At 54.0% G+C, this 11,750-nt stretch carries 11 protein-coding genes; 8 read left to right on the forward strand and 3 right to left on the reverse strand.

The window, feature by feature from the left end:
- Positions 1 to 40 precede the first annotated feature (40 nt).
- A complete protein-coding gene (locus tag AB2U10_RS13790) occupies positions 41 to 1,075 on the forward strand; it encodes a threonine aldolase family protein (RefSeq protein ID WP_367915376.1) in 1,035 nt (344 codons plus the stop codon).
- Here the strand turns inward: AB2U10_RS13790 and AB2U10_RS13795 are convergent.
- On the reverse strand, positions 1,070 to 1,774 hold the full coding sequence (locus AB2U10_RS13795) for a gamma-glutamyl-gamma-aminobutyrate hydrolase family protein (protein WP_367915375.1): 705 nt from the start codon (positions 1,772 to 1,774) through the stop codon (positions 1,070 to 1,072). The two genes, AB2U10_RS13790 and AB2U10_RS13795, sit on opposite strands and share 6 nt — an antisense overlap.
- A gap of 170 nt (positions 1,775 to 1,944) precedes the next feature.
- Here AB2U10_RS13795 and AB2U10_RS13800 point away from each other — a divergent pair, with 170 nt between their 5' ends.
- The 7 genes from AB2U10_RS13800 to AB2U10_RS13830 all read left to right on the forward strand — a co-directional run bounded on the left by AB2U10_RS13800 (position 1,945) and on the right by AB2U10_RS13830 (position 8,192).
- A complete protein-coding gene (locus AB2U10_RS13800; protein WP_367915455.1) occupies positions 1,945 to 3,027 on the forward strand; it encodes an Ldh family oxidoreductase in 1,083 nt (360 codons plus the stop codon).
- Between the two features lie 14 nt (positions 3,028 to 3,041).
- Positions 3,042 to 4,406 (forward strand): TolC family protein, encoded by a 1,365-nt coding sequence (locus tag AB2U10_RS13805; RefSeq protein WP_367915374.1) that lies wholly within the window; start codon positions 3,042 to 3,044, stop codon positions 4,404 to 4,406.
- 1 nt (position 4,407) lies between these two features.
- The gene (locus AB2U10_RS13810; RefSeq protein WP_367915373.1) at positions 4,408 to 5,487 is read left to right on the forward strand and encodes an efflux RND transporter periplasmic adaptor subunit; all 1,080 of its coding nucleotides are present in this window, start codon (positions 4,408 to 4,410) and stop codon (positions 5,485 to 5,487) included.
- Positions 5,484 to 6,707, forward strand: coding sequence for an ABC transporter permease (locus AB2U10_RS13815; RefSeq protein ID WP_367915372.1), 1,224 nt, complete (start codon positions 5,484 to 5,486; stop codon positions 6,705 to 6,707). The genes AB2U10_RS13810 and AB2U10_RS13815 overlap by 4 nt, the downstream gene beginning before the upstream one ends.
- Positions 6,708 to 6,735: 28 nt before the next feature.
- Positions 6,736 to 7,416, forward strand: a complete 681-nt coding sequence (locus AB2U10_RS13820; protein WP_367915371.1) for an ABC transporter ATP-binding protein — start codon at positions 6,736 to 6,738, stop codon at positions 7,414 to 7,416.
- 56 nt (positions 7,417 to 7,472) lie between these two features.
- On the forward strand, positions 7,473 to 7,685 hold the full coding sequence (locus tag AB2U10_RS13825; protein WP_367915370.1) for a YwbE family protein: 213 nt from the start codon (positions 7,473 to 7,475) through the stop codon (positions 7,683 to 7,685).
- Positions 7,686 to 7,751: 66 nt separating this feature from the next.
- A complete protein-coding gene (locus tag AB2U10_RS13830) occupies positions 7,752 to 8,192 on the forward strand; it encodes a nuclear transport factor 2 family protein (protein WP_367915369.1) in 441 nt (146 codons plus the stop codon).
- A gap of 102 nt (positions 8,193 to 8,294) precedes the next feature.
- Here the strand turns inward: AB2U10_RS13830 and pafA are convergent, their stop codons facing one another.
- Positions 8,295 to 9,947 (reverse strand): alkaline phosphatase PafA, encoded by a 1,653-nt coding sequence (pafA, locus tag AB2U10_RS13835; protein ID WP_367915368.1) that lies wholly within the window; start codon positions 9,945 to 9,947, stop codon positions 8,295 to 8,297.
- A 39-nt stretch (positions 9,948 to 9,986) separates the two neighbouring features.
- Positions 9,987 to 11,744: a RagB/SusD family nutrient uptake outer membrane protein gene (locus AB2U10_RS13840; protein ID WP_367915367.1), complete on the reverse strand. Its 1,758-nt coding sequence runs from the start codon at positions 11,742 to 11,744 to the stop codon at positions 9,987 to 9,989.
- Between the last annotated feature and the right edge of the window lie 6 nt (positions 11,745 to 11,750).

The following is an 11,750-nucleotide window of genomic DNA, read 5'->3' on the forward strand; positions in this document are numbered from 1 at the left end:
CCTCCCGCAGCGAACCCGCCACCCCGAACACGTAAATACAATGAAATACAAATTTCTGAACGATTACAGCGAAGGATGCCACCCGGCTATCCTGGAGAAGCTGACCCAAACCAACTATGCGCAGCAAAGCGGGTACGGAAACGACGAGTATTCCGAAAGCGCGGTAGAGAAGATACGGCTGGCATGCCGTAACGAAGCGCTTGACGTTCATTTTGTATCGGGCGGAACCCAGGCCAACCTACTGGTGATGGCGGCTTTCCTGAAGCCCTATGAGTCGGTGATTGCGGCAGAAAGCGGGCATATCAATACGCATGAGGCCGGGGCTATTGAAGCCACGGGGCATAAGATAGAATATTCACCGGCCCCTGACGGGAAGCTCACCCCGGAGCTGATGGCAAAACACCTCCTGAAATTCCCGAAATACCATACCGTAAAACCGCGCCTGGTATATATTTCCAACTCTACCGAATACGGCACCCTGTATACCCGCCGGGAGCTGGAAGCCCTCTATACCTTTTGCCGGGAAAATGAGCTGCTGCTTTTTATTGACGGTGCCCGGCTGGCTATGGCCCTGACGGCCGGAGAAAATGACCTGACCCTCGAAGACCTGAGCCGCCTGTGCGATGCATTTTACATTGGCGGTACCAAGTGCGGCGCCCTGTTCGGAGAGGCTATCGTGATTTCCAATCCTGCGTTGCAAACCGATTTCAGATACCATGTCAAGCAGCGCGGTGCTATGCTGGCCAAGGGCCGGAGCCTGGGCATACAGTTTGATGTATTGTTTACCGATCACCTGATTTTTGACCTGGCCGCCCGTGCCAACCGCCTGGGAGCAAAGCTGGCAGAGGCTTTCCGGCAGCTGGGCCTGGCTTTCCTCACCCCGCCGCAAACCAACCAGGTCTTCCCTGTACTGCCCGATACGGTCATACAGAAGCTGGCAGAGCAGTACGAGTTTTTTGAATGGCAGGTGATCGATGAAAACAGCAAGGCCCTTCGCCTGGTGGTGTCGTGGGCCACACCCGAAGAGGCGGTAGACCGTTTCATACAGGACCTTAAAGCGTGTTACCCGCTATAATTCTGCCCCGGATAAGCAGGCCTCAAAAAACGACCGGCGTATGTTTTTAACAAAGGGGCTTTCCTGGTCGTGCATCCGCTCAGGGTGCCACTGTACCAGCGAAAGGTAGGAGGAGCCCGGCTCCCGTCTTTCCAGCGCTTCGACCACACCGTCTTCCGAGAGGGCCGAAACCACCAGCCCGTGGCCTACCTTGCCTACGCTTTGGTGGTGGTTGCTGTTGATCATGCCTTCTTTTTCCTGCACAATACGGAAGAGCGCCGACTCCGGATCTACTTTTACGGCATGGTACCGGTCGGTATCGTCAGGCAGCTTACCGTGGTTAAATTTTCCCCAGGTAGGGATATCCGGGATCAGCGTGCCGCCGAAGAATACATTCGTGATCTGCAGCCCGCGGCATATGCCCAGCACGGGCAGGCTGTGCACCTGGCTGTACGACAGTATTTTCCATTCCAGCTCGTCTCTTTCTTCGTTGACGTCGTCGTCATAGCAATATTGCAGCCATTCGGGCTTGCTGTAATAGCGGGGATGCACGTCTTCACCACCGGTAAGTACAATTCCGTGGCAGCGGCCGATCTGCGCAAAGCTGTTGTCTTCCACACTCAGCCGCAGGGTGCTTACCGAAGGGTGGAAGTCCAGGATCCATTGATTGTAAAGTTCGAACTTACTGCAGTCGGTTACGCCGATGGTCAGAGGTTTCATAGCATTACCAGGATTTTCAGCGGGGTTGGGTTTTGACATTGTACCGGGTTTTCGGGTTAAATATAAGAAAAGTTCAACCCGGCTGATACAGGAAATAAAAAAATATGCTCATCTTTACCTGTAAGGAACGGCCTTCTCCGGGAAAGGCCAACGTGCACAAACCCAAAAACATGTATACAGCAGATAAAATCAGAAAATTTACCGAACAAGTATTCAAAGCCATCGGCTGCCCGGCCAAAGATGCCCGGCAGGCCGCAGATATCCTGGTCAGCGCTGACCTTAACGGCGTAGACTCGCACGGCGTAGCCCGCCTGGCGGGGTATGTACGCCTGTACGATCACGGGCGGCTGAACCCGGTGCCCGATATCCGGGTCATTCATGAAACCCCTTCTACGGCCACGGTAGACGGCGACAGGGGCCTGGGGCTGGTGGTAGCTCCCTTTGCCATGAAGCTGGCCATGAAAAAGGCCCGGAAGTCGGGCTCCGGCTGGGTTTCCGTACAAAACTCCAACCATTTCGGCATAGCCGGCTACCATGCTTCGCTGGCGCTGGAACAGGACATGATCGGCTGGGCCATGACCAACGCCGCCCCGCTGGTGGTGCCTACCTTTTCCAGGGAAAAGCTGCTGGGCACCAATCCCATTGCCGTGGCGGTGCCGGCTGGCGGGCAACCGGCTTTCCTGGCCGACTTTGCTACCACGGCGGTAGCGTACGGGAAGATGGAAATTTTACAGCGAAAAGGAGAAAAAGCACCTCTCGGATGGGTACAGGACGAAGCCGGTAACGCCACCGATAACGCCAATGCCGTGAAAGAGGGCGGCGGACTCCTGCCGCTGGGCGGCGACCGCGAGCACGGCAGCCATAAAGGTTACGGGCTGGGAGCAGTGGTCGATATTTTTTCAGGCGTGCTCTCCGGGGCTAATTTCGGCCCTTGGGTGCCACCCTTTGCCACAGCCGGCTTTCACGGGGTAGCGGCAGAACAGGTAGGCAAAGGCACGGGGCATTTCCTGGGGGCCATGCGCATCGACGGTTTCCGGCCGAAAGAAGAATTTAAAGCCCATATGGATCAATGGATCACGCGTTTCCGCTCGGCCAAAGCCGTAGACGGACAGCATGTGCAGATTCCCGGTGACCAGGAGCGTACTTCCAGGGCCGAACGCCTGGCTAACGGTATCCCGCTGAACGGGAAGGTGGTGGAGAGCCTGGAAGAGCTGAGAGAAAGATTTAAGATAAAGGAAAAGTTAAAAGTTTAAAGTTTCGGTGGATTTTGCTGAGAAGAATGTACCTTAATCCGGTGTGCCGCCTGCAATGCGGCAGAAATCCGGCACTTTTTACGGGCATGAAAGGAAAAATCATTGCCCTGCTGCTGATTTTCGGAAACCTGTCGGCCCAGGAGGTGGAAATCTCTTCGGCAGATGCTCTTTTTCAGATGGCGCTGGCCTCTAACCCGGCTGTCCGGAATGCCGCACTGCAACGTGACCTGGCCGGCATCACCCGCAAGATTGCCGGGGTGAATGCTTTTTCGCCCCGTGTGCCGGTGTCTTACCAGGCATTGGATAACATTGCCCTGCAGAAAACCTATGTGCCCGGCGTGATTTTCGGACAGCCGGAAGGCAGCTACAAAGAACTGATCATGGGGCAGAAATATGTGGCTACTTTTAACCTGTCGCCCCAGTTTGATATCCTTAATTTCAGCAACCGGGCCCAGCGCCGGGCCGCTGTGGTGAATGAAGAGCTGGCGGAACTCAGCGAGAAGCAGGCGCAGCGCGACATCCACCTGCAGATCAATGCGGCGTTTCATAACGTTATTTCGTTTGACCGGCAAAAGCACATCCTGGAAGAAAACCTGGAGGTGGCCCGGAAAATACGGACGATTACCGGCAATCGTTTTGAAGAAGGCATAGCCCGCAGCCAGGAAGTCAACGAGGCCGAGGTTAACGTGGTGACCCTTGAAAACAGCCTGGTGCAGCTGGAAGAAAACCGGCGTTTGCAGGTAGAATTGCTGAAGCTGCTGGCCCGGCCCGAAGGCGATCTCCGGATCCGCGAGGAAACAGATACCGGGCCTGCTCCTGAGTTACGGGCAGAAGGCAGCCTGGAAGCCGACCTGGCCCGTACCCGCACCCGGATGGCCGGGCAGGATGTACGGTCTGCCCGGCTCGATCAGTGGCCGGTGCTGTCGGCCGTATCTTCCTTCAACTGGCAAAGCCTCGATAACCGCTTCTTCTACGGTTCGGGCAGCAGCGCCATTTATTTTGCCTATGTGGGGCTGAAGCTTTCGTGGGACCTGCCTACCAACGTTCAGAAGGTCAGCAACCTGAAAAACCGGGAGGTTCAATGGAAAATAGCCGAAAATAACCGGGAGCTGGCCGAAGAACAGCAGGTGTATGATAACCTCCGGCTGGAAACCGAGCTCAGGAAGGCACAGCTCCAGCTGGAATCGCTGCAGAAGATCGAGACGCTGAAGAAAGATACCTTCGAAAAGAATTTTGCCCAGTTTGAAGAGAACATATTGCCGCTGGATAAGCTGCTTATTTCCCAGAACGACTGGCTGACCAGCCGGCTGAACGAAGCTGCCGGTGCCGTCAACGTTAAATACAATTACGAAATTTTAAGGATCAATAATCGTTATTGATATGAAGATCAAAGCTGTGCTTCCGATCCTCCTGGCAGGCATTCTGGCCTGCTCAAAAGAGCCTGAGACCCGGCCGGTGGTTCAGGACATAAAAGAACTGGTCTTTGCCTCGGGGCAGGTGGAGTGGAAAGATGCCTGGAACCTGGTGGCGCAGACCGACGGTATCCTGGAAGAGCTGAACCTGGAAACCGGCGACGAGGTTCAGGCCGGCCAGCTGCTTGGCTCGGTAGCAAACCCGGCGAATACCGAGAACCTCAGAACCGCCGGCCGGCAGGTACGGCTGGCAGAGATGAACTCGGCCCCGCTTGAGCAGCAGATCAGGCAGAATATCACTTTTGCCGAAGAGAAATACCGGCAGGATAAGCTCCAGCGTGAACGCTACGAGAGGCTGTACCGGAAGCAGAGCGTATCGAAACAGGAATACGAAAGCATGCAGCTGGCAGAGGAGAATTCACGGGCCCAGCTGAAAGCGCTGGAAGAACAGCTGGCATCGGTAAAGCTGCAGAACGAGCAGGCCGTTACCGTAGCCCGTAACCAGGAAGCCAACTCACGGATTCTGCATGCCTACAACCAGCTGCGGGCACCGGAGAAGGGGCGGGTGATCAGGAAGCAGAAGTTCAGGGGCGACTTTGTCAGGCGGGGCGATGTGATTGCTACCCTGGCCAACCCGTTGCGCACGGAAATAGTGCTGAATGTGGATGAAAGCAGCATTGGCAAGGTCAAAACCGGGCAGGCGGTTTTTATTCGCCTGAATACCGAAAAAGAAAAAGTATATAACGGTACCATAACAGAGATCGTGCTGGCTTTTGACGAAGCCTCGCAGTCGTTTATTTGCAAAGCCCGGCTGGATGACCCGCAGGTCATGCCGCTTTACGGTACCCAGCTGGAAGGGAACATACTGGTAGGAGAAAAGAAAAAGGCGCTGCTGGTTCCGAGAAACCGGGTAGGATACGGAAATACTGTGCGTGTGAAAGGAAAAGACGAAAAAGTGGTGCTTCAGACGGGCATTGTCTCCACAGAGTATGTGGAAGTGCTGGGCGGGATCACGCAGAACGACATCTTACTCCCGGTTAAACCATGAACATCAACCGCAGCATTGCAAAAACCTATGTTTTTGCCAATAAAAAGATGACGGCAGTGGCGGTTACGGGAGTGGTGCTGGGCATGGCAATTTACATTTTTATGAACTGCCTTATTGTGGGGTTCGACGGCATTTCCTACAGCTCGGTTTTTAAAAGTACGCCCCATATCCGCCTTTACCAGGACGATACCATCAGTGAGCCCCTGGTGAGCAGCGGCCCGGCCCGATACCTGATCATCAACCCTAAAGTGGTGCCTCACAATAACCGGATCCTGAACCCCAATTCGGTGAAGGCGCAGGTCATAAAGCACCCCCTGGTACGGGTGGTCACCCTGCAGGTGAGTACCGGCGTTTTTTATAACAGCGGGAAATCGCAGCTATCGGGCACGGCCATCGGCATTATACCCGATGAAGCCGACCGGATGTTCAGCCTGGCCTCGCTGATGGTAGACGGCAGCTGGGAGGCCCTGAAAAGTAACCCGAACGGTATACTGATCGGGTCGGGGATAGCTGAAAAAATGAGCCTGAGGATAGGCGATAATATCAACCTGACCTCGTCGAAAACAGTGAACAAGAACCTGAAGGTGGTAGGCGTTTTTAAAACCAGCAATTCAAAAGTAGACAAGACCACCTCGTATGTGAACCTGAGCAGCGCCCAGCAGATGCTGAAAGAGAACGGTGACTATGTGACGGATGTAAACATTAATCTTTTCGACTTTGAGAAAGCCCGGGAAGTGGCCGAAGAGCTGTCGCAGGTAACGGGCTATAAAGCCGAAGGATTTGAACAAAGTAACGAAACGCTGATGGCGGGAAACAGGATGCGGAAGATAGTGATGACCTTTATTTCCACTACCCTGCTGGTAGTGGCGGGCTTCGGCATCTACAACATCCTGAACATGACGGTAAGCCAGAAAATAAACGATATCGCCATCCTGAAAGCCATGGGTTTCCGGGGGCGCGATGTAGTGCGTATTTTTGTTACGCAGGCGCTGAGCATCGGCGTGATGGGTGTTCTGGGCGGCATTGTGATGGCTACGGTGATCATTACCCTGGTGCAGAAAGTGTATATCGGCGGTGATATCGGGTATTTTCCCATTCATTACGAGTGGCAGAAATACCTGCAGGGCATCATCATCGGCCTGGTGATTACTTTTTTTGCCGGGTATATTCCTGCCCGGAAAGCCGCACAGGTAGACCCTGTCAGCATTTTCAGGAAATAACCCGGAACTAACTACCCGAAACCGGCCTATGAAAAACGTCATTCTCAGCACCGAAAATATTGACAAATATTTCTACGACCCCGTGGAATTCCAGGTGTTGAAGCAGGTATCTTTTGCCGTGCGCCAGGGCGAGTTCCTGACCATGATAGGGAAGTCGGGCAGCGGGAAATCTACCCTGCTGTATATCCTGTCTACCATGGATACCGACTACCGGGGCACGCTTGTGATCGACAATGAAGTGATGACCGGCAAGCCGGTTGACCACCTGGCCCGGGTAAGAAACGAGAAGATCGGGTTTGTGTTCCAGTTTCATTACCTCCTGCCTGAATTTTCCTGCCTGAGAAACGTGATGATCCCGGCGCTCCGGCTGGGGCGGTACAGCGAAGAAGAGATCGAAGCAAGGGCCATGAAAAAGCTGGAGATCCTGGGCCTGCAGGATCAGGCCCTGAAGCCGGCCAGCAAGCTCTCCGGCGGACAGCAGCAGCGGGTGGCCATAGCGCGCTCGCTGATCAATGACCCCCTGCTGATCATGGGCGATGAGCCCACGGGCAATCTCGACAGCAAAAATACCGATATTGTTTTCGGCATCTTCCGGGAGCTTTCGCAGGAATTCGGGCAGACCATCATTGCCGTCACCCACGACGAAGACTTTGCCCGTAAAAGCGACCGGATCATTGAAATGCGCGACGGGGAAGTAATTATCCAATAGCTTCATTTTCGGGCGGCCAACCGGTGAACATATGTCCAAAATTGTATCTTTGCACTATGGCAAAAGACGGAAAAACAAGAGCAGATATCAGGCCGGGCATGCTGGTCAATATTATTCTGAAGAAAGATCAGCGCACGGGAGAGCTGACAGAGGGCGTTGTGAAAAATATTCTTACTTCAGCACCTTACCATCACCGGGGCATTAAGGTGCGCCTGGAAGACGGGCAGATCGGCCGGGTGGCAGAGATATTGCCCGACGAGGATTTCTGAACCGTATTCAGCGGGCGGGCCTCATAGCGGTTCGTCGCCCGGGTCACAGCTAAAAAATGTATACCTATGAAAAAATACCTGACCGTAACGCTCCTTTTGGCCTGCCTGGCGGGTTATGCTCAAACCACGGAAACCGATTCCATAAAGGAAACCATTAACCGGTTTTTCGGGGCCATGAAGTCTTCCGATTCTTCCGGGGTGAAAAGCACCCTGGCGGCGGGCATTATCTTCCAGAGCATTACCTCTAAAAATGAGGTACGTACAGAAGATGTACAGGGTTTTATCGGCTCTGTTGCCCGGGCCCCGGAAGGCAGCCTTGACGAGCGGATCACCTTTGCTTCTGTTCTTGTAGACGGTAACCTGGCGGCGGTATGGACTCCCTATGAATTTTACTACAACGGGCAGTTTTCCCATTGCGGGGTGAACAGCTTCCAGCTGCATAAGGAAAACGGCACCTGGAAGATCCGGTATATTATAGATACGAGGCGGAAGGAGGGGTGTAAGTAAGAAAGAGCCTGAAAAGTATACAGATTGCAATTTGTATACTTTTCAGGCTCTTTTGATATTTTCACACCATTAAGCCTTTATCAGCCTCCTGAAAGAGTCGATTTACTTCAGGGCTTCTACTACCGGCTGCCCTATGCTGCCGTTAGGCGGTAAGATGTGCAGCAGCGCTGAAATGGTAGGTGCTATGTCGGCAATGGCGGTACGCCGCAGCGTTTCGCCGTGCTTCACCCCCCAGCCAAACAGGGCAAACGGAACATGCGTGTCGTTATTGTAAGGCGTACCGTGGCTGGTTCCCTGGGGCCGCCAGGACACCCAGCCCGGTCTCGGTACGATCTGGATGTCGCCGCTGCGTTTTACCATGATCAGGTTCCTGTACAGATCCAGCTGGTAAGGCGTAAGCTGCTCCTCGTTCAGCCTTTTCAGGTTCAGCACATCGGCAATAGAAGGGTCGCCGATGATGGCTTCTTTCACTACGGCATGCACCTGGTCCTGAGAGATTCCCCGTTCTTTCAGCAAGGCATGGTCCAGGTAAATCTGGCCGTTGGCTACCGAACGGATGTACTGGCCTTCGCCGAAAGCGCTGTTCAGTGCTTTTCTGATGTCGTCACCCATTTTTGCCAGCGGAACCAGCCCGCCGGGCAGTTTGTGCTCCTGCCAGAAAGCGGGTACGTCAGCCACGCCGTGGTCGGCAGAAATGAATACGGTGTAATTGTCTTTCCCTACCCAGCTGTCTAAAAACGTAAACATTTCGGCAAAATCGCGGTCCATGCGGAGGTATACATCCTCAATTTCTATCGAGTTCGGTCCGTACATATGGCCAACGGCATCGGGAGAGGAAAAGCTCACCGCCAGGAAGTCGGTAAACTGCCCCTTACCCAGGTTCTCATTTTTGATGGCGGCTATGGCCAGGTCTTTGAGCAGGGTATTGCCCCAGGGAGATGTGGTCACTGATCCGAAAGAATTCCCCGAAATTCCGGCCAGGTCATGCGGGAAAGTAGAGGCGGTTTCACCGGTAAACCGGCCTTCCCAGGGTTCGTTGTCCGGGGTGCTTTCGGTATACTGATCAATAGGAAGGAGGGTTTTCCAGCCTTCACGGGCATATTTTGCCGGTAGCTTCTTGTCGTTATACTCTTTCACCCAGGCTGGCAGCTCGTTGCGGTAATAGGTGCTGGTGACAAAATTTCCCGACTTGGAATCAAACCAGTAAGCGGCATCAGCCGTATGCCCCGCGGGCAATATGGCTCCGCGGTCTTTGATGGAAATACCGATGGTTTTTGAACGGAAATTGGTGGCCAGCTTGAGCTGATCCGTGACCGTGCTCACCAGGAGATTCCGGGGTGACATCTTGCCGGCCGACTCGGTGGGGCTGCCCACTATCTTTACGGTGCTGTCTTCCACGCAATATACGCCGCGCCCCTCAATGGGGTCGTACCAGTCGTTACCGATAATGCCGTGAATGGCGGGTGCCGAGCCGGTATATACCGAGGCATGCCCGGCGGCCGTGATGGTCAGGGCATAATGGTAATGGTTATTACGCGCAAAAAATCCCTGGTTCATAAAGCGCTTGATCCCTCCCTCGCCGTATTTGTCGTAAAAGCGATAGAAATAATCGTAACGCATCTGGTCAACAATGATGCCTACTACCAGTTTGGGCCGGGCTATTTCCCGGGCAGGGGCAGTTGCAGCTTTCGGGCTTTGCGCATGCAGGCCGGCTGCAAAAAGAATACCCGCCGTAAGTGAAATTAAATACTTCATTCAAAAACAATTTATTAAAACATAAAAAAACAGGTCACGTCATCCTCCGCTTTGCCATCCCGGGTTTTGCTTCAGGTTGGTATTCAGCTGGAGCTCCTGGGTAGGAATAGGGTAGAAATAGTCTTTGTTCTCATCCCAGGTTTTGATAATATTGGGCAGGTTGACGATCCTCCCGCCGTTCCGCCCGTTTTCCAGCACCAGCTCGCCCAAACGCTGATACTGCACACCCGGTACAGCTGCCGGGGCCTGCCCGTCATAGATCACCAGGTCAATGGTGCCGTTCCGGTCCAGGTCGTATTCGCCCACACCGGGAAAATACATGCCGTAGAACGGTTTGGCCAGCCGGGCACCTTCTTTCCAGCGAAGCAGGTCACGGTACCGGTGCCCTTCTTTCACCAGCTCAATACGGCGCTCTCTCCGGATCTCGAGTATAACCCCTGTATGGGTGCCGGCAGATACATGAGGATACTCACCGGCCAGGTAAGGGTCAGGGTTCGCATTGGCGGCTGTCAGGCTGAGGTTAGGCATGCCTACGCGGTCACGGAGCAATTTAATGCTTTTATCAATGTCGGCCTGGGTAAGTGTGCCCAATTCTGCTTTGGCTTCAGCAAAGTTAAGCAATACTTCGGCATAACGAAATATCGGGAGATCATTCATAGACTGCCCCGCATCAAATGCAGGTGACAGGATATATTTGACATACTGGTACCCGGTAACACAGGTGGAGAAATCAGGAACCGAAACCACATTGCTCCCGATCCGCTTGTAGCCCGGTGTGCGGATGGTCTGTGCCATACGGGGATCGCGGTTCCGGGTTTCTTCATAGAACGACATGGTCTGGTAGCCGGGAATATCGGTAAACCGGGTGCCGTCTGCCATCAGGTAGCTGTTCACCAGCGATTTCTGCAGGCCGGGCCGGCCGTACGAGGCCGTGAGCATGTAATAATTTGCCCGGTGCAGCAGGGGTACCGAAGCATTGTATTGCCGGGCCAGGATCATCTCACCGGTGATGGCATTGTCTGCAATGAAGAGCTCATGGTAGGCGGTTTGCGGATTACCGGTATAAATGGTGTATGTACCGCTGCTCATCAGCTGCTCTGAGGCCGCCACGCCCTGCTGCAGCACTTCCTGCCAGTCGCCCAGGCCGTGGTATTTGCGGAAAGTACCTTCAAAAAGGCACATCCGCGATTTAAAGGCCAGGGCGGTCCACCGGGTAACCAGGTTGGCGTGCTTTTGATTGGGCAGGTTCTGGATGGCAAAGTCAATGTCTTCAAGCATCCGGGCAAAGACTACCTTGCGCGAGTCACGGGGCCTGTTCAGGGCCTCGGTGTCGTTGTTTTCCAGCACGGTATCGTACCAGGGCACATCGCCGAAGCGCACCACCTTGTCAAAGTAAAAATAAGCCCTGAAGAACCGGGCCACCCCTTCGTATTGCAGGCGGGCCGCTTCATCGGTACACTGGTGTGAATACGCCAGGAAAAAGTTGATTTTCCTTAAGTCAGACCAGACCCAGCCGCCGTCGCTGGAAGGTGTAACGCGGTTGCCCTGGATTTCGGCCGACAGGCCGTTACGGGCTTCGTCATCGGCAGCAAGTGTGCCCTGGCTGTAATTGTAGATGCCATCTTCGTCAGGCAGCAGCGTATAGAAACCATTGGTATAATTGCGAAGCTCGTTGGCTGTCCGGAAGTACGTGGCCGGGGCCAGCTCCGAAAGAGGGTACCGTTCGAGGTAGTCGTCGTTACAGGCTGAAGCAAAGAAAACAACCGGGAGAAGTATATAAAAAATCCTGATTTTCATTTTGAT

Source organism: Leadbetterella sp. DM7, assembly GCF_040829825.2.
GTDB lineage: Bacteria > Bacteroidota > Bacteroidia > Cytophagales > Spirosomataceae > Leadbetterella.

Coding starts and splice junctions, on each gene's coding strand:
- AB2U10_RS13790 (WP_367915376.1), top strand. CDS start 41: ATGAAATACAAATTTCTGAACGATTACAGCGAAGGATGCCACCCGGCT.
- AB2U10_RS13795 (WP_367915375.1), bottom strand. CDS start 1,774: ATGAAACCTCTGACCATCGGCGTAACCGACTGCAGTAAGTTCGAACTT.
- AB2U10_RS13800 (WP_367915455.1), top strand. CDS start 1,945: ATGTATACAGCAGATAAAATCAGAAAATTTACCGAACAAGTATTCAAA.
- AB2U10_RS13810 (WP_367915373.1), top strand. CDS start 4,408: ATGAAGATCAAAGCTGTGCTTCCGATCCTCCTGGCAGGCATTCTGGCC.
- AB2U10_RS13815 (WP_367915372.1), top strand. CDS start 5,484: ATGAACATCAACCGCAGCATTGCAAAAACCTATGTTTTTGCCAATAAA.
- AB2U10_RS13820 (WP_367915371.1), top strand. CDS start 6,736: ATGAAAAACGTCATTCTCAGCACCGAAAATATTGACAAATATTTCTAC.
- AB2U10_RS13825 (WP_367915370.1), top strand. CDS start 7,473: ATGGCAAAAGACGGAAAAACAAGAGCAGATATCAGGCCGGGCATGCTG.
- AB2U10_RS13830 (WP_367915369.1), top strand. CDS start 7,752: ATGAAAAAATACCTGACCGTAACGCTCCTTTTGGCCTGCCTGGCGGGT.
- pafA (WP_367915368.1), bottom strand. CDS start 9,947: ATGAAGTATTTAATTTCACTTACGGCGGGTATTCTTTTTGCAGCCGGC.
- AB2U10_RS13840 (WP_367915367.1), bottom strand. CDS start 11,744: ATGAAAATCAGGATTTTTTATATACTTCTCCCGGTTGTTTTCTTTGCT.